The organism is Burkholderia pyrrocinia (genome assembly GCF_022809715.1).
Taxonomy (GTDB): Bacteria; Pseudomonadota; Gammaproteobacteria; order Burkholderiales; family Burkholderiaceae; genus Burkholderia; species Burkholderia pyrrocinia_C.
On sequence record NZ_CP094461.1, the window covers coordinates 401,018 to 419,243 of the forward strand.

General features: G+C 67.5%; 12 protein-coding genes. 7 read left to right on the forward strand and 5 right to left on the reverse strand.

Features of this window, described 5'->3' with window-relative positions; translation table 11 throughout:
* Nucleotides 1-29 precede the first annotated feature (29 nt).
* The 3 genes from MRS60_RS32140 (at nt 30) to MRS60_RS32150 (ending at nt 10,312) form a co-directional block, all read left to right on the forward strand.
* Nucleotides 30-8,660, forward strand: coding sequence for a GH36-type glycosyl hydrolase domain-containing protein (locus tag MRS60_RS32140; RefSeq protein ID WP_243567379.1), 8,631 nt, complete (start codon nt 30-32; stop codon nt 8,658-8,660).
* A gap of 160 nt (nt 8,661-8,820) precedes the next feature.
* Nucleotides 8,821-9,039 (forward strand): glycine zipper 2TM domain-containing protein, encoded by a 219-nt coding sequence (locus MRS60_RS32145; RefSeq protein WP_034182587.1) that lies wholly within the window; start codon nt 8,821-8,823, stop codon nt 9,037-9,039.
* Between the two features lie 91 nt (nt 9,040-9,130).
* A complete protein-coding gene (locus MRS60_RS32150) occupies nt 9,131-10,312 on the forward strand; it encodes a DesA family fatty acid desaturase (RefSeq protein WP_217590976.1) in 1,182 nt (393 codons plus the stop codon).
* 264 nt (nt 10,313-10,576) lie between these two features.
* Here the strand turns inward: MRS60_RS32150 and MRS60_RS32155 are convergent, their stop codons facing one another.
* Complete coding sequence (locus tag MRS60_RS32155; protein WP_243567431.1) at nt 10,577-10,849, reverse strand: hypothetical protein; 273 nt, start codon at nt 10,847-10,849, stop codon at nt 10,577-10,579.
* A gap of 141 nt (nt 10,850-10,990) precedes the next feature.
* Between MRS60_RS32155 and MRS60_RS32160 the strand changes: the two genes are divergently transcribed.
* Both MRS60_RS32160 and MRS60_RS32165 read left to right on the forward strand, forming a co-directional pair.
* Nucleotides 10,991-11,317 (forward strand): hypothetical protein, encoded by a 327-nt coding sequence (locus tag MRS60_RS32160; RefSeq protein ID WP_243567380.1) that lies wholly within the window; start codon nt 10,991-10,993, stop codon nt 11,315-11,317.
* Nucleotides 11,318-11,385: 68 nt separating this feature from the next.
* On the forward strand, nt 11,386-11,700 hold the full coding sequence (locus MRS60_RS32165) for a hypothetical protein (protein ID WP_034182586.1): 315 nt from the start codon (nt 11,386-11,388) through the stop codon (nt 11,698-11,700).
* Between the two features lie 135 nt (nt 11,701-11,835).
* On the opposite strand, the gene MRS60_RS32170 is transcribed toward MRS60_RS32165, so the two are convergent.
* Nucleotides 11,836-12,012 carry a CsbD family protein gene (locus MRS60_RS32170; RefSeq protein ID WP_243567381.1) on the reverse strand — a complete coding sequence of 59 codons (177 nt, stop codon included), beginning with the start codon at nt 12,010-12,012 and terminating at the stop codon, nt 11,836-11,838.
* Between the two features lie 592 nt (nt 12,013-12,604).
* On the opposite strand from MRS60_RS32170, the gene MRS60_RS32175 reads away from it, so the two are divergent.
* Nucleotides 12,605-12,751 (forward strand): DUF3096 domain-containing protein, encoded by a 147-nt coding sequence (locus tag MRS60_RS32175; protein ID WP_081938516.1) that lies wholly within the window; start codon nt 12,605-12,607, stop codon nt 12,749-12,751.
* A gap of 193 nt (nt 12,752-12,944) precedes the next feature.
* Here the strand turns inward: MRS60_RS32175 and MRS60_RS32180 are convergent, their stop codons facing one another.
* Nucleotides 12,945-14,234, reverse strand: coding sequence for a cation:proton antiporter (locus MRS60_RS32180; protein ID WP_243567432.1), 1,290 nt, complete (start codon nt 14,232-14,234; stop codon nt 12,945-12,947).
* Between the two features lie 349 nt (nt 14,235-14,583).
* Between MRS60_RS32180 and MRS60_RS32185 the strand changes: the two genes are divergently transcribed.
* Nucleotides 14,584-14,802, forward strand: a complete 219-nt coding sequence (locus MRS60_RS32185; RefSeq protein ID WP_081938515.1) for a hypothetical protein — start codon at nt 14,584-14,586, stop codon at nt 14,800-14,802.
* 44 nt (nt 14,803-14,846) lie between these two features.
* Here MRS60_RS32185 and tkt read toward each other — a convergent pair whose 3' ends face one another.
* Complete coding sequence (gene tkt, locus MRS60_RS32190; protein ID WP_243567382.1) at nt 14,847-16,922, reverse strand: transketolase; 2,076 nt, start codon at nt 16,920-16,922, stop codon at nt 14,847-14,849.
* A gap of 81 nt (nt 16,923-17,003) precedes the next feature.
* The gene (locus MRS60_RS32195) at nt 17,004-17,789 is read right to left on the reverse strand and encodes a PRC-barrel domain-containing protein (RefSeq protein WP_243567383.1); all 786 of its coding nucleotides are present in this window, start codon (nt 17,787-17,789) and stop codon (nt 17,004-17,006) included.
* Nucleotides 17,790-18,226 lie beyond the last annotated feature (437 nt).

Genomic DNA, 18,226 nt, shown 5'->3' on the forward strand with positions numbered 1-18,226 from the left:
AGCGGTGCAGCCATCTGGGAGAAAGCCTGTTGAAGATTCACGTTGCGCGCGTTTCGCGACGCCGGACCTCGCCGTGGAGCAATGCCCGGCCGATTCGCGAGGAGTTCTTCGGCGACGAGCGACTCGCGCAGCATGCTGGCAGCCTGGCTCGCGCGCAGAAGGTGTTGCCCGGTGCGGCGTCGGGCCCCTCGCTGGCCACACGGCTGAAGGACAATGCGGATCATCTGCTGAAGGCCTACCGGAACACGGTGGCCGCAGATGCGCGCGGCGAGGAAATCACGCCCGCGGCGGAGTGGCTGCTCGACAACTACTATCTTGTCGCGGAACAGGTGCGGCAGATCCGCGACGATCTTTCCCCTCGCTATTACCGGCAACTGCCCAAACTGAGCAACGGCCCGTTCGCCGGTTATCCGCGCGTGTTCGGGATCAACTGGTCATTCGTCGCCCATACCGACAGTCGTTTCGATCCCGATGCGCTATGCCGTTTCATGCTTGCCTACCAGGCCGTGGAACCGCTGACGATCGGCGAACTGTGGGCGGTGGCGATCACGCTGCGGATCGTGCTGATCGAAAACCTGCGGCGGCTCGCGGATCAGATCATCGACGACCGGCGCGCGCGGCTCGATGCCGACGCGCTCGCCGATCGCCTGCTCGGCGAAGGCGGGCAAGCGCGGCTGGAGACGGCGCCGCTCGTCGCCCGTTATGAGCAGGCCGTATTGCACGATGCGTTCGCGGTGCAGCTGATTCAGCGGCTGCATGATCCCGATCCGGCCGTCGCGCCGGCACTCGCGTGGCTGCATCGGCACCTGGCGGCGCGCGGCGCGACGCCGGACCAGATCGTTGCGTCAGTCAACCATCAGCAGGGCGCCGCCAGCCTGACCGTGCGCAACGTGATCACCAGCATGCGGCTGATTTCGGAGGTGGACTGGACCGATCTGTTCGAACGCATCAGCCTGGTCGATCAGGTGCTGCGCAGCCACCCGGGTTTCGCGGAGATGGATTTCCCCACGCGCAACCTGTATCGCGACGCCGTTGAAGCGCTTGCGCGCGGCGCGCCGGTCAGCGAGCTCGAGATTGCCCGCCGCGTCGTCGCCGATGCGGCAGCCCGCGCACCGGCCGCAGGCGCGGTGCCGGGCCGCGAGACCGACCCCGGTTACTACCTGCTGGCCGACGGCCGCGCCGCACTGGAAGCGGAGATCGGCTATCGGCCGCCCGTTGCGTTGTGGTTGCGGCGCCTGACGCGCCACGCCGGCCTCGGCGGTTATCTCGCCCGTATCGGGCTGATCGCCGCACTGCTGCTGGCGGGCATGCTGGCGTGGCTCACGCGCGTCGAACCGCCCGGCCACTGGCTGATCTGGCTCGGCCTCGCCGGCCTGCTGCCCGCGCTCGACGCCGCGCTCGCACTCGTCAATCGCAGCGTGATGCGCGATGTCGGCGCGAAGATCCTGCCCGGCCTCGCATTGCTCGACGGCATCCCGCCGGACCTGCGCACCCTGGTCGCGGTGCCGGTGCTGCTGACGACGGAAGCGGCGCTCGCGGAGCAGATCGAGCAACTGGAAATTCACCATCTGGCGAGCCCCAACGGCGCGCTGTACTTCGCCTTGCTGTCCGACTGGGTGGACGCGCCCGCCCCGCACGCCGACGGCGACGACGAGCTGCTGGCATTCGCGGCGGCCGGCATCGACCGGTTGAATCGCCTTTATCCGGCGGCACCGGGTGAAGGCGAGCGCTTTCTGCTGCTGCACCGCAAGCGCGTGTGGAACGACGGCGAACGGTGCTGGATGGGCTGGGAGCGCAAGCGCGGCAAGCTGCACGAGCTGAACCGCTTGCTGCGCGGCGCGCAGGACACGACGTTCGTCGCGCGGGAAGGCCGGCCGCCGCGCGTGCCGCCGGACGTGCGCTACGTGATCACGCTCGATGCCGATACGCGGCTGCTGCGCGATACCGTGCGCCGCCTGGTCGGCAAGATGGCGCACCCGCTCAACCGGCCGGTATTCGACTCGGCGAGCCGGCGCATCGTCGAAGGCTACGGCGTCCTTCAACCGCGCGTCACGTCATCCCTCGCGAGCGGCGACGAGGGCTCGCTGTTCCAGCGCGTGTCGTCGAGCGCGCACGGCATCGATCCTTACGTGTCGGCCGTATCGGATGTCTATCAGGACCTGTTCGACGAAGGCTCGTATGCGGGCAAGGGCATCTACGACGTCGATGCGTTCGAGGCAGTGCTCGCCGGCCGCGTGCCGGAGAACACGGTGCTCAGTCACGATCTGTTCGAAGGCATTTTCGCGCGGGCCGGGCTGGCGTCGGATGTCGAGGTCGTCGAAGCGTCGCCGTCCCGCTACGACGTCGCGGCCGGGCGCCTGCACCGATGGGCGCGCGGCGACTGGCAGCTCCTGCCGTGGTTGATTTTCGGCCATGAGCCGCTGACGGCGGTCGGCCGCTGGAAGATGCTGGACAACCTGCGCCGCACACTCACGGCGCCCGCGATGATGGTCGCGCTGCTGGCCGGATGGATGCTGCCGCTGCCCGTGTCGCTCGCGTGGAGCGCGTTCGTGCTGACGACGATCGCGCTGCCGTTCCTGTTGCCCGTGTTGAGCGGGCTGGTGCCGCGCTGGCGGCGCACGCACGTGAAGATGACCACGCGCAGCGTGCTCCATGCATGGTCGATAGAGCTGCGGTTCGCGTTGACGCGGTTCGGCCTGTCGATCGTCATGCTGCCGCAGCAGGCGTGGTCGATGGGCGACGCGATCGCGCGCACGCTGTTTCGCGTGGGGATCAGCCGTCGCCACCTGCTCGAATGGACCACGGCGGCCGAAGCCGGCGCGCGCGAGCGGCGGACCCTGGCGTTCACCTATCTACAGATGCGCGGTGGCGTGACGCTCGCGCTGCTGGCTGCGGCCGCCGGCCTGGCGGCGGGCTGGCGCTTCGATCGTGATGCGGGCTGGCTGGCCGTTCCGTTCGCGCTGGTCTGGCTCGCGGCGCCCGCGATCGCCTACTGGCTGAGCCGCGCACCGCGGCCGGCGGGCGAGCTCACGGTGGCGCCGCACGATGCGCGCCAACTGCGGCGCGACGCGCGCCGGACCTGGCGTTATTTCGAGACCTTCGTGACGGCGGACGATCAGATGCTGCCGCTGGACAATTTCCAGGAAGACCCGAAGCCCGTTGTCGCGCACCGGACCTCGCCCACCAATATCGGGCTGTACCTGCTGTCCGCCGTCAGCGCCCGCGAGTTCGGCTGGCTCGGCACGCTGGACGCGGTGTCGCGGCTGGAGGCGACCCTCGCGACGATGCGGCTGATGGCGCGCTATCGCGGCCATTTCTACAACTGGTACGACACGCGCGACCTGCGGCCCCTCGAGCCGAGGTACGTGTCGTCGGTCGACAGCGGCAATCTCGCCGGCCACCTGATCGCGCTCGGCAACGGTTGCCGCGCGTGGGCGAATCAGCCCGCCGGCGTGGGGCGGCAGGCCGCGTATGAAGGGATCGGCGATACGCTCGCGCTGCTGCGCAACGCCGTGTGCCGGGAAGGCGACGCCCGCACGGCCTTGCACGGCGAATTCGAGCGGGCCGCGACCGAGCTGGAGGAGGCGCTCGCCGCGCCGGCCGGGGACGACGCCGCACCGGACGGCCGCGCCGCGCCGGAATGGCCCGCGATCACGGTCCTCGCCGCGACGGTCGCCGATGTCGCGCGCGCGCTGATGGACGATATCGGCCGGGTGCGGGGCGGCGACGTCGACGACGTGCTGTTCTGGGCGCAGGCGCTGGAGCATGCGGTGCAGGGGCATTGCCGCGACGCGACGCGCACGCCGGACGAAGCGGACGTGTTGAACAAGCGTCTTCATGCGCTGGCCGATACCGCGTTGCAGATGGCCTATGCGATGGAGTTCGGCTTTCTGCTCGACCCGGTGCGGAATCTGCTGTCGATCGGTTATGCGGTGGCCGACGGACGGCTCGATCCGGGCAACTACGACCTGCTGGCGTCGGAGGCTCGGCTGGCGAGTTTCGTCGCGATCGCGAAGGGCGATGTCCCGGCGCGGCACTGGTTCCGGCTCGGCCGCCTGGCGACGCCGATCGGGCACGGCGCGGCGCTGATCTCGTGGTCGGGATCGATGTTCGAATACCTGATGCCGTCGCTGGTGATGCGCGCGCCGGACAGCAGCCTGCTCGCGCGCACCAATCACCTGGTGGTGCGTCGGCAGATCGCCTATGCCGACGGGCTGCGCTTGCCGTGGGGCATGTCCGAATCGGCATACAACACGCGCGACATCGAGCTGACCTATCAGTATTCGAGCTTCGGCGTGCCGGAGTTGGGGCTCAAGCGCGATCTCGACCAGAACCTGGTGGTCGCACCCTATGCGACCGCGCTCGCGGCGATGGTCGCGCCGGACGCCGCCGCGCGCAACTTCGAGCGGCTGCGCGCGGCCGGCGCGTGCGGGCGCTTCGGCTTCTACGAAGCGCTCGACTACACGCCCGCACGCGTGCCGGAAGGCATGCCGGTGGCCATCGTGCGGGCGTTCATGGCGCATCACCAGGGCATGTCGATCGTGTCGATCGCCAATGCGCTGCTGGGCGGGCGCATTCGCGCGTTCTTCCATGGCGAGCCGGCCGTCCGCGCCACCGAGCTGCTGTTGCAGGAGCGGGTGCCGGGCCGGGTCGCGGCAGGGCGGCCGCGGGTCGACGCGAGCCCCGCCGGCAGGATGCATGGCATCGATGCCGGCGTCGCGCGGCGCCTGCTGTCGGCGGACGATCCCGCGCCCGTCACGCATCTGCTGTCCAACGGCCGCTACGCGGTGATGCTCACGGCCGCGGGTTCCGGCTACAGCCGCCGCGACGATCTGGCCGTCACGCGTTGGCGGGAGGACGCGACGCGCGACGATTGGGGCAGCTATCTGTATCTGCGCGACGTCGACAGCGGCGACGTCTGGTCGGCCGCATGGCAGCCCACCGGGGTGGTGCCGGACAGCTACGAAGTGACGTTCACCGAGGATCGCGCCGAGTTCGTGCGGCGCGACGGCACCTTGACGACGTCGCTCGAGGTGGTGGTCTCCGCCGAGGACGACGCGGAGGTGCGGCGGGTGTCGGTGGCCAATGCGGGCACCCGGGCCCGCGTAATCGAATTCACGTCCTACGCGGAAATCGTGCTCGCGCCGCCCGCCGCCGATCACGCCCATCCCGCGTTCTCGAAGCTGTTCATCGAGACCGAGTACGTGCCGGCGTCCGGCGCGATTCTGGCGACGCGGCGCAAGCGTGCGCCGAACGAGGCGGAGGTCTGGGCCGCCCATCTGGCGGTGACGTCCGGCGAAACCGTCGGCGCGGAAGAATTCGACACCGATCGATTGCGTTTCATCGGACGCGGGCGCGGCGTTCGGCTGCCGCTTGCGCTGACCGAACGGCGTGCGCTGGGCGCTTCCGAAGGCGCGGTGCTGGACGCGGCGTTCACGTTGCGGCGGCGTCTGCGCATCGAGCCGGGCGCGAAGGCGAGCATCGTCTACTGGACCATCGTCGCGGATTCGCGCGCGCAGCTGCTCGACCTGGTCGACAAGCATCGCGACGGCGAATCGTTCGCGCGTGCGGCGATGCTCGCGTGGACCCAGGCGCAGGTGCAATTGCGGCATAGCGCGGTGAGCCTCGACGAGGCCGCGTTGTTCCAGCAGCTGGCCGGATACATGCTCTACAGCGATGCGTCGATGCGGCCGGGTTCCGCCGCACTGCTGCGCCATGCGGCGGCGGTGTCGGCGGCGGGCGGCGTGGGCGCGTCGCCGCTATGGACGCATGGCGTATCCGGGGATCTGCCGATCCTGCTGGTGCGGATCGACGACATCGAGCACATCGCGATGGTGCGGCAGTTGATCCGCGCGCACGAGTATTGGCGGATGAAGCGGCTCGAGGTCGATCTGGTCATCGTCAACGAGCGCGCGGCGTCGTATGTGCAGGATTTGCAGGCGGCGCTCGAGGGGCTGGTGCGGGCCCGGCAGCAGCCGGACGAAGCCGGGCGCGGCAGTATTTTCGTGCTGCGCGACGACCTGATGGCGGCGGCTGCGCGCGCGCTGTTTCCGTCGGTTGCGCGCGCCGTGCTCGCCGCGCGCAACGGCCGGCTGGTGGACCAGTTGCGGCGGCTCGCGGCCTCACCGCTGCCCGCCCGCGCGGATGCCGCGCGCCCGCCGCTGCCGCCTGCGTTACTGCCGCCGAAGGGGGCGCAGGCCGGCGCCGGTCTCGAATACTTCAACGGCATCGGCGGTTTCGCGCGCGGCGGCCGCGAATACGTGGTGACCCTGCAGCCCGGTCAATGCACGCCGATGCCGTGGGTCAACGTCGTCGCGAACCCGTCGTGCGGCTTCCTGAGCTCGGCGGAAGGGGGCGGCTATACCTGGGTGACGAACAGCCGCGAGCATCCGCTGACGCCATGGTCGAACGACCCGGTCACCGATCCGCCCAGCGAGGTGTTCTATGTTCGCGACGACGAAACCGGCATGCGCTGGGGGCCGCAGGCGAACTCGATCGGCGACGATGCGCCGGGCGCGACTCCGTTCGTGGCGAGCCATGGCCAGGGCTACAGCCGGTTTGCGCATACTGCCGCCGAGGTCGCCGTCGAATTGCTGCAGTTCGTGCCGCTGGCCGATCCCGTCAAGATTTCCCGCCTGACCCTGCGCAACCTGTCGGACCGGACCCGCCGGCTGTCCGTCGCAACCTATGCGGAGTGGGCGCTGGGCGCGTCGCGCAGCGCCGCGGCGCCGCACACCGCGAGCGAGATCGATCCGGCCACCGGCGCGCTGTTTGCCCGCAACGACTGGAGCCACGCGTATCGCGGCAGGGTGGCGTTCGCCGATCTGTGCGGCCTGCAAACCGCCTGGAGCGCGGACCGGCGCGAGTTCATCGGCCGCAATGGCGTGCTGAGCGATCCCGCCGGTTTTCCGGGCAGCGTCGGCGCGCCGCCGCTGTCGGGCCGGGTCGGCGCCGGGCTCGACCCGTGTGCCGCGTTGCAGACCACGGTCGATCTCGAACCCGGCGGTGTCGTCGAAATCGTCTTGCTGCTCGGCGAAGGCGCCGATGCGGCGGCGGCGCGACAGTTGGTCGAGCATTACCGTCAGGCGGATCTCGACGCGATATTCGCCGCGGTGACGGCGTTCTGGGACGAGACGCTCGGCGCGCTCCAGGTCGAGACGCCGGACCGTGCGATGGATCTGATGCTGAACCGCTGGCTGTTGTACCAGACGCTGTCGTGCCGGATCTGGGCGCGTGCGGGCTTTTATCAGGCCAGCGGCGCGTACGGTTTTCGCGACCAGCTGCAGGACGGCATGGCGCTCGCGGCCGCCCGCCCGGCCCTGACGCGCGAGCATCTGCTGCGGGCGGCGGCGCGCCAGTTCCCGGAGGGCGACATGCAGCACTGGTGGCTGCCGGAAAGCGGCAGCGGCGTACGCACGCGGATCTCCGACGATCGTGTCTGGCTCGCCCATGCGGTCGCGCACTACGTCGACGTCAGCGGCGACCGGGCAATTCTCGATGCGTCGATCCCGTTCATCGACGGGCGACCGCTGGCGGCGGACGAGCAGGACGCGTTCTTCGTCCCGCGCATCTCGGAAACGAGCGCGTCGCTGTTCGAGCATTGCGTGCGCGGGCTGGAGTCCAGCCTCGCGCACGTCGGCGAGCATGGCCTGCCGCTGATCGGCACGGGTGACTGGAACGACGGCATGAACCGCGTCGGCGAAGCCGGGCGGGGCGAAAGCGTGTGGCTCGGGTGGTTCCTGCATGCGACGCTCACGGCGTTTGCGCCGCTCGCCGCGGCGCGCGGCGCGGGCGAGCTGGCGGCGCGCTGGCTGACGCGCGCCGACGCGTTGCGCGACGCGCTCGCCGATGCGGGATGGGATGGCGAGTGGTATCGGCGCGGCTACTTCGACGACGGTACGCCGCTCGGCTCGGCCGGCAACGCCGAATGTTCGATCGACGCGATCGCGCAGTCGTGGAGCGTGCTGTCGGGCGCGGGGGACCCGGCGCGCGCCGCGCAGGCGATGGACGCGCTGGACGCGCGGCTGATCCGCCGCGACGATGGCCTGGCGCTGCTGTTCGCACCGCCGTTCGATCGTTCGCCGGTCGATCCCGGCTATATCAAGGGTTATCCGCCGGGCATCCGGGAAAACGGCGGCCAGTACACGCATGCGGCCACGTGGTCGGTGCTCGCGTTCGCGCAAATGGGTGACGGCGATCGCGCCGCGAAGCTGTTCGCGCTGCTCAATCCGGTCAATCGCAGCCGCACGCGCAGCGGCGCGAATCGCTATCGGGTGGAGCCGTACGTGGTCGCGGCCGATGTCTATTCGGTCGCGCCGCATGTCGGCCGCGGCGGATGGACCTGGTACACCGGCTCGGCGGGCTGGCTGTATCGCGCGGGCGTCGAAGGGCTGCTCGGCCTGCGCAGGCATGGAGACATGCTGTCCATTCAACCGTGCATCCCGCGATCCTGGCCGGGCTTCAGCGCAACGCTGCGTCATGGCGCGTCGCACTACGACATCGTCGTCGAGAATCCGGACGACGTCAGCGGCGGCGTGTCGCGCCTCGTCGTCGATGGCGTGCGGCTCGCCACCGGCGAAGCGGCGGTGCGGCTCGTGGACGACGGTCGGCGGCACAGCGTGGTCGTGACGCTGGGGGCTGCGCAAGCGGTGCTGCTGTGAGCGGCAGGCCGGCATCCGGGCCGGTACGTTAGCGGACGGACTGTGCGCGATTCACCGTCCATCATGAACCGACGTCTCGAATTCCATCGGGATGTCGGCGCATGGGTTTCCGTGCGTCGTGCCGGATCGGCCGGCGCGGCGGCAACCCGAGGAGATGATCATGAGAAAGCTACATTCCGTTGCAGTCGAGATGACGATAGTCACCATGACGATTGTCGTGCTGGCGGGTTGCGGCGATATGTCTCGCCGCGGAAGGGATACCGTGATCGGGGCCGGTGTCGGCGGCGTCGCCGGTGCGGTCCTGACGGGCGGCAGTGCGTTGGGCACGGTGGGCGGCGCGGCCGTCGGCGGGGTTGTCGGCAATCAGGTCGGGAAATAGGCCGGCCGGTTGAAGGGCAGGGAATCGGCACGCGCATGCGCCGTTACGGCGAAGCGCGCGCGATACGCGCGTGGCTTGGAGTACGACCGGTATGTCGGCATTTCTCCTGAACGGCGAGCTGAGGCTGTCCTGGTGGCAGCTTGCGTGGGTCGTGCTCGCGCTCACGCATGTCACGATCATCAGCGTGACCGTGTACCTGCACCGCTGCCAGGCACACCGGGCGCTGGAACTGCACCCGGGCGTCAGTCACTTCTTCCGGTTCTGGCTGTGGTTGACGACCGGCATGCTGACCACGCAGTGGGTCGCGGTGCATCGCAAGCATCACGCAAGAAGCGAGACCCCGGAAGATCCGCATAGCCCGCGCACCCGCGGCCTCGCGGCCGTGCTGCTGCGCGGTGCGGAACTGTATCGGGCGGAAGCGCGGAACGAGGAAACGCTGCGCAGATATGGCTCGGGTACGCCGGACGACTGGCTCGAACGCCACGTGTATGCCCGCTATCCGAATCTCGGCGTCGGGCTGCTGGCCGTGCTCGACGTCGGGCTGTTCGGGCTGCCCGGCGTCGCGGCGTGGGCGATCCAGATGATGTGGATTCCGTTCTGGGCCGGCGGCGTGGTCAACGGTTGCGGCCACTTCAGCGGTTACCGGAATTTCGCGACGCCCGATGCGAGCACCAACCTTTTCCCGCTGGGCATCCTGATCGGCGGGGAAGAGCTGCATAACAATCACCACGCATACGTGACGTCCGCCAGGCTGTCGAACCGCTGGTTCGAGTTCGACATCGGCTGGCTGTACATCCGCCTGCTGGCGGCGTTGAGACTCGCGACCATTCGGCGAGTCGCGACGAAGCCGCGCCTGCTCCCGCACAAGGCGGTGGCCGACGACGCGACGCTGCAAGCGATCATCCGCAACCGGCATGCGGTGTTGGCCGCCTATGCGCGCATGCTCGAGCCGGCCTGCCGGCGGGAGCTGCGCCGCATCGAGGACATGAGCCGCGACGACAAGCGCGCGTTCGCGCTCGGCATGAAACGCTGGCTGCGCCAGGCCTGGGGCCATCGGGACAAGCCCGATCTACGGGCGCTGACGAGCCCCAATGCGAACCGGCGAATACGCGTGTACGTGGATATGTACGAGACGTTGCTCGAGCTATGGACGTGGTCGCACGCGTCGCACGAGCAATTGCTGGTTCAGTTGCAGGATTGGTGCCGTAGTGCGGAGCAGAGCGGCATCAAGGCGATCGCCGATTTCTCGATGCGCCTGCGCCGGTATGCGTGATCGCGGCACGCCGGCGTGCCCGCGATGCGGGATCGGCGTGCAACAGTGCGCAGTTCATCTCGCCCGATTGTCGGGACGCGAATAACGCCACTTGCTCGCATTGGAATCGACGTCGGCACGGGCCAGATCGTCCCGCTGCTTTTGCCGGGTCGCGTCATCGCGCCGGTCCATCGAGGGGCCTGAGTAAGATTTCATGGATTGCTCCTCTGAGTGAGGTGTGCTCGCGTCGCGAGACGTCGCGTCGAGCCGGATGCGGCGGACGGATCAGATCGCCGTAGCGGCGATCTTGCCGTCCACGATGTCCTTGCCGAATTGCATCGCCAGGTCGAGTGCGAGCGCCGCCGTTTGCGGAGCGCCATGCTCGAAAATGGTCGAGTAACGCGGTGCCGTTGCCGAGGTCGCCGGAATCGTATCGATGCGCACGATCGAACCGAAGCGCTTCAGGCCGGGGGCGTGGGGATCGCCGAACGGCGGGAACAGGATTTGCGAATAGACACGGAGTTCACGTCCGCGATATTCGAGAGTGGGGATGGTCATGATGTGCTCCTGACAGAGCAACCGTTGGCGCCGAAGGATTCGAGGGCGCCGATGCCTTGACAACATACCGGCAGGTGTCTTCAGTGTGCGCGCTCAATACCGGTTTGGCAACGAACATATCGGATGCCGAAGCATATTTCGATGCAGATGAATCACCGGTTTGCAATAGGCAGTCAATTGCGCTGCCGGAATACCCGATTCCGAATAGTCGATACCGTACAGACGCCGGCGTGTCGTGCGGTTCACGATGAACTCAACACCGAGGAGGCAGCCATGTGCATCCCACTTTCACCCGAGGTCGTCGAGACCCTCAAATCGCTTGATCGAATTCCGGATTCCAAAGCGGATATTCCACGCACCATAGCCAACGAACTGTTGACTCACGGGCTTGCATACGAGTCGCGCACCGGCGGCTCGATCAATATGACGGCCGCAGGCCGGCTGTGGCTGAATCGGTGCGCCGATTAGCGCGCGCATTGACCGGACGAGACGGGAGTTTTGTCGCGTACAACGCTCCATGGACAAGTGAGGCAATGATGAAAATCCAATCTACACGATGGTTTCCGCTGGACCGATATGCACCGGTTCGCGACGGATGGTATGAGGTTCGACTGGTGAGCGGCGACACGGCATTTGCGAAGTTCGGCGGCGGCGAATGGACCGAAAAGCCGGTGCTCGCCTTTACGCGCTGGCGAGGCTTGTGCTCCGATCCGGCCAAGTCGGGCGACCAGGAGACGTTTGCCGCGGATGCGACCGCAGCGAAAGGTGTCCGGGACGCGTGGGACGCGTTCTTTCCCGGCGTCGGAGACGAGCAGCACAAACCACGTGCCGCGCACGGCGATCACACCTGACGCATTGCGGCATCGTGACGCTCAGTCGGGAAGCGGGTATCGCCGGATGCATGCACGCACGCGCCGTCGATACCCGCCGAATCCGCGGCATGCTGCCCGATCGCGCGGCGCTTCGGAACCGTTCGCGCGAACGCCCTACGGCCGCTTCTTGAATTGCTCTTTCGCGTCGCCGAATGACGCCTGTGTCTTGCCGACGACCTGCTCGACCTTGCCCTGCATTCTGGTCGATCTATTTCCCATGACCTTGCCGACCATGACCTTCAGCTTGCCTTTCGCTTCCGCGATGCGGCCTCTCACCTGATCCCTGTTCATGACATCGCTCCTTGACATGAGTCGCCCGTTTCACCGGTACGAAACCCGGAACCATCGAAGCGTCGTATCGGGCGCTTTGGCGCGGGGCACTCAGGGCGCCCGAAGACACACTGCGCGCGATGGTGACGCAAGTCGGTACGATGCCGTACGCGAGTCGGCGCCGGCGCAGCAGCGGATGCATGCGGGCGGCGATCGGGGGCGATCGTCGCGAGGAGGGCTTGTATAGGTTGTCTGTTTTAGCACGCTCGGTACGCTTTCGTACCGCATTCGCATTCGCCCGTGTGTAGCGTCAGTATATCCACGAACAATCCGCGGCGAATCAGGCTGCGACGAACATTTCCATGAGGTGCGCCGGGATCGATCCTTGCTATCGGTGTAGTAGTTCCGGGATGTGCGACGACCGGCACCGCCGACGCCAGTGGCAGCCAGATCGACCAACGCCACACCATCGACGCGGGCGCCGGCCCGACCCTTGCGCACCGTTGCACGACTGCCGAAGGCTCGCGTGTCGCCGGGCTCGAGCCGCTGTCACGAACATCGGAGGCGGGGCGGCTTTGTATTCATGTGTTGTTTTCAATCTTGCGGAGGGCGTATGAACATCCTCACGAGCGCGGGACCACTGGTTTCGCTGATCGCCGGCATTCTGATTCTTGTGGTGCCCCGTCTGTTGAATTACATCGTTGCGATCTACCTGATCGTCATCGGGTTGCTCGGGCTGTTCGGCGGACATATCCACTGACCCGGGCCAGCCACGAAAAAGCGGGTTTCGAACCTTGCAGGCGGCACCCGCGATCGTCGAACCGCTGCCGTCGCCAGGTCCGCACGGAGTCGACCGCGCAACGATGTGCCGGTGCGTTGCCCGGTTGCGCCGTCGCGTGCCGATTGCAATCGAGGTCGCGCGGCCGGAATGATGCGCCGCGACGTTCGCGATTTCACGCATAGCGGCGCATCAGCGGTGCCGCTGAAATGCCGTGCAGCACGATCGACACGGCGATGATGGCCAGCACCCACGGCACCAGCGGCAACAGGTCCGCGCGCGGCCCTTGCTCGAGGGCCAGCATCAGGTAATACAGCGAACCCACGCCGCGAATGCCGAACCAGCTGATCAAGCGGCGCTGGCGGTGCGACGCCCGGGACCCGATCAGCGCGAGCTGGATGGCGGCCGGCCGGATCACGAACAGCAGTGTCGCGACCACGGCCACGCCCGTCCAGGTCAGCATGCCGGCCCAATAGCGTGACACGAGCGCGCCGATCAGCAGGATCAGCACGGCTTCGGCGATGTGTTCCAACTCGGCCGTGAATCCCATGACCGATTCCGCGACGAACGCATGGGCTTTGTCGGGATCGGTGGCGGTGGCTTCGACATCCTCGCTGTCCACGACGCCGACCGTCTCCTTCGGCGTCTTCCGGCCGCTCGTTCGATGCTCTACGCGCCGCATCGCGACGCCCGCCGCGAATACGGCCAGGAACCCGTAGCCATGAATGGCGAGCGTCACGCCGTACGACAGCATGATCAGGCCCAGCGCGAAGAACCCCTCGAAGCCGAGCGCCTGTCCGTGACGGCTGCGCAGGAATGCGACGAGCCGGGCGGTGACGAAGCCGAACAGCCAGCCGGTGCCCACGCCGGACGCGATGCCCCATGCAATGCCGCCGACCATGCTCCAGTGAAGCGCCGGCGTCGGGCCGGAGCTGCACAAAAGCAGGCCGAGCACCGCGCACGGGTAGGCCGTGCCGTCGTTGATCCCCCCTTCGCCGGACAACGAAAAACGCACCAGCTCGACGTCGCCCGCGTCGCGCACGCCGACGTCATGAGCAAGTACCGGGTCCGTCGGCGCGATCATCGCGCCCAGCAGTACCGCGACGCCGACACTCAAATGCAACACCAGCACGCCGAGTGCGGCGATCGACGCGACGGTGAAGATCATCGCGACGACGCCGAGCCGCAGCGGCAGCATCCAGCGGCGATCGACGGGCGGGACACGCAGCTTCAGGCCGATCGCGAACAGCGAAATCAGCAGGCCGATTTCGGCGGCGATGCGCAACCGCGCGACGTCGTCCGGCAATGTCATGGACAGGATGCCGATGCCGGCTGGGCCGATCAGAAAGCCGATCCCGAGATACACCATGGCCGCACTCAGCGGCAGGCGCTCGAGCGACGATCCGATGAGTCCCATGAAAATCAGCAGGGCTCCGAAAATGAGGCATCCGATCGTTTCGGTCACTTTGCATTCCCCGCATGAATAACGTCGCGCTCGCCGCGCTTCGGTTGCAGGTCGCCATGTGGCGTCGTGGAGCTGTACGTGGGGCACGCTCGGGGCGTCGAGGCCTCGCACTCATCGCACAGTATCGCGCCGATCGTCCCACGTTCGCAGCGAGGCGGTTCGGCGTCTGTCGGATGGCGGACAAAGGACCGGGCATGACCATTGCATTCGCAGCCACGCGTGCCCGCGGCTGAAGCGCTCGGGAACGCGTACCCGAAACGGCACGCATACGATGTACGGTAGCGGGCAGAGCGGCGCCGTGGGTCGTCATAGACTGTTCCCCGACCCTGACGACCACCGGAGCACTGCCATGGCCCACACAGCAATCGAGGGAGACCTGCGTTCGCTCGAACGACTCATTGCACGCGTCGCGCCCGGTGAGCCTGCGCCATGGGCACTCTGGCGAATCCGGCTGGAATCGATTCTGGAACACGGCAGTCTGACGCCGTCGGAACGCACGCATTTCGTCAGCATCATCGCCCTTATCCTCATGCTCGAGCGTCGAGCGGGCAAGCCGGCCGCGCATTGAGCACGGCCGGCCATCGGGTACCGGGGATCTCTATCGCCGATGGCTCAAGCGAGCAGTTTCATCGCGCGGTCGCAGACGTTCTCGACCGTGAAGCCGAAATCGCGCATCAGCTCGGCGCCCGGCGCCGACGCGCCGAAACCCGCGACGCCGAGCACGTCGCCACGATCGCCGACATAGCGGTGCCAGCCTTGCGACACCCCCGCTTCGATCGCCAGCCGCGCGCCGACCGACTTCGGCAGCACGGCGTCCTGATATGGCTGAGGCTGAGCGTCGAACAATCGCCAGCAGGGCAGCGACACCACCCGAACCGCCACGCCGCGCGCGAGCAGCTCGACTTGCGCCGCCAGCGCGAGCGCGACTTCCGAGCCGGTCGCGATCAGGATCAGCGCGGGGCGGCCGTCGGGGGCATCGGCCAGCACGTAGCCGCCGCGCCGCAAGCCCTCGGCCGGCGCGAAGCGGAGGCGATCGATGGTCGGCACGTCCTGGCGGGTCAGGACCAGCGCGGTCGGCCGCTCCCGCGCTTCGAGCGCCACCCGCCACGCGACGGCCGTCTCGTTGGCATCGGCCGGTCGAATCACCAGCAGGCCCGGGATCGCGCGCAGGCCGGCCAGCTGCTCCATCGGCTGATGCGTCGCACCGTCCTCGCCGATCGCGAGGCTGTCGTGCGTGAACACATAGATCACCTGCAGGCGCATCAACGCGGCGAGCCGGATCGGCGGCCGCATGTAGTCGGAAAAGATCAGGAAGGTCGCGCCGAACGGCAGGATGCCGCCGTGGGTCGCCAGGCCGTTCAGGATGGCGCCCATCGCATGCTCGCGCACGCCGAAATGCAGATTGCGGCCGCTGCGGCTCCAGCCGCCGCCGTCGGAGCCTTGCCGGTCGAGCGCATTCATGCCGGCGGCCTCGAAATCGCCGTGCCCGGTCAGCGCGGTGAAGGTGGAGGGATTCAGATCGGCGGAGCCGCCGACCAGCGACGGTACGCGGGAGGCGAGGGCATTCAGCACCTGGCCGGATGCGACCCGCGTCGCGATGCCTTTCGGATCGGCCGGAAAGACCGGGATATCGCGGTCCCAACTGTCGGGCAGCGTGCCGCGCACCGTGTTCAGCAGCATCTCGGCCAGCTCGGGAAACGCGCGCGCATAGGCGGCGAATCGCGCGTTCCAGTGATCTTCCCGTGCCCGCCCCTCCGTCAACGCACGACGAAAATGCGCGAGCGCCGGTGCGGGGATATGAAATGCGGGGTCGGGCGGCCAGCCGAGGTTGTGCTTGGTCAGGCGCACCTCGGCATCGCCGAGCGGCGATCCGTGAGCCTGGTACGTGTCCTGCCGGTTCGGCGAGCCGTAGCCGAGATGCGTGCGCACGAGGATCAACGACGGACGCAGCTTCTCCGCACGTGCGTTGGCCAGCGCCGCGTCGATGGCGGCCAGGTCGTTGCCGTCGTCGACCGTTTCGGTATGCCAGCCGTAGGCGTCGAACCGTTGTGCGCGATCTTCGGTGAAGGTGATCGCGGTGCCGGCGGACAGCGTGACGCGATTGTCGTCGTACAGGCAGATCAGCTTGCCGAGCCGCAGATGGCCGGCAAGCGATGCGGCTTCCGCTGCGACGCCTTCCATCAGGTCGCCGTCGCTGACGAGTGCGTAGGTGTGGTGATCCACGATCTCGAAGCCGGGACGGTTGTAGCACGCGGCGAGCTGCGCTTCCGCCATCGCCATGCCGACGGCGTTGGCGAAGCCCTGGCCGAGCGGGCCGGTCGTCGTCTCGACGCCCGGCGTGAGGCCGCGCTCCGGATGGCCGGGCGTGAGGCTGCCCGATTGCCGGAAGCGCCCGATCTGATCGAGCGGCAGGTCGTAGCCGGTCAGGTGAAGCAGGCTGTACAACAGCATCGAGCCATGTCCGGCCGACAGGATGAAGCGATCGCGATCGAACCACGCCGGGTTGGCGGGGTGATGCTTGAGATGGCGCATCCATAACGCATAGGCCATCGGTGCGGCGCCGAGCGGCAAGCCTGGATGGCCGCTCGCCGCTTTCTGCACGGCATCGATCGACAGGAAGCGCAGCGTATTGATGCAGAGTGCATCGAGTGCCGAACCTTCGGTTGGCGGGAAATCGGTTGAGGTCATGCAGTTGCTCCCTGGCGTCCGGTTACGGGATATCCCGCACGGGATGGTGGTTGCGTTGGCTAGCCATTGCGCGGGTCAGCGTTATCGGTCGCCGTGCCAATAGCCGTGCTTGCCGTAGAACTCATGCAACTCGATCTCGTAGCTGCGATGCACGAGCTGCGAGTCGTCGTATGGAGGGCTGCGGCGGATCGCGTCGCGCGTGAGCGTGGTCGATACCGTTTCCGTCGGCCAGTCCACCTGGTCGAGCCAGTGAGTCGCGATCAGCACTTCCTTGCCGGTCGACCACCAGCTCGACGTGTCGATCGCCAGATAGCGGATCACCCAGGCTTCATCGTCGTAAATGAAGTCGAACACGTGGCCGATATGTCCGTCCTTGACTTCGAGCCGATATCCGTCGACCTCGCGGGTGCTGTGCAGATGCGTATCCGCCGCTGCGCTGGCCGGCGCGGTGCGCGAGACGAGCGGATCGCCCGCTTCAGGATCCTGCGACGGCCCGGCGGGATCGAAAGCCGGATACGCGCCCATCCCCCAAAGGTTCGGGCCGCCCCAGTAAGTCGGGTAGTTGTAGTAACGCAGGTACTCGATCTCGTGCTGGCGCGATACCGGTTTGTGCGTGTCCACGTTCGGGCTGTCTCTCACCTGCTGTTGCGTGAGGCTGACGTATAGCGTGCGGGTTTCGGGGTCGGCATGCGTGACGGAATACGGCGAGACCAGCACCTGCCTGTCGTGCAGCCAGTCGCCCGTCTCGACGACGAGGTAGCGGATGCACCAGTTGTCGTCGTCGAAGTAGGCCTGATGGATACGCCCGATATCGCCGTCCTTCGCTCGAACCGTGTCTCCGTGCAACCTTCGGATGCTTCGTAACATGATGTCCTCGCCAGATCGATGCTCGGCACGTCGGTGATCCGGCTGGCATGCCTGCCGTGCGGCGGCGTCCAGCCGTACGTCCGTCGGTGCGGAGCGATTCCTGCCGAGCGCGTCCCCTCGGATGGCCGGCATGCTTGAGACGCTACACGCGACGAATGGCCGATGCGGTACGAAACCGTACAAAGCGTGTGCGGGGGCGATCCGGCGGCGAACCGTCCCCCTCCCGACATGTCGCGAAACATCCTGTCGATTTTTTGTCATCAGGATCACGAAGCGGTGAAGATCGCCAGGGTCCGCTCGTGCCCTGCGTAATTTTCAAATGGGGCCTATGCTGGCGTCGTGACCAGCGGTATTCCACATTGGCGGGCCGGCCGCAGGCGGCCAGTCGAATCCGGGGCAGCCCGGTCCGACCATCAGCTCCATGGAGGCGGTTATGC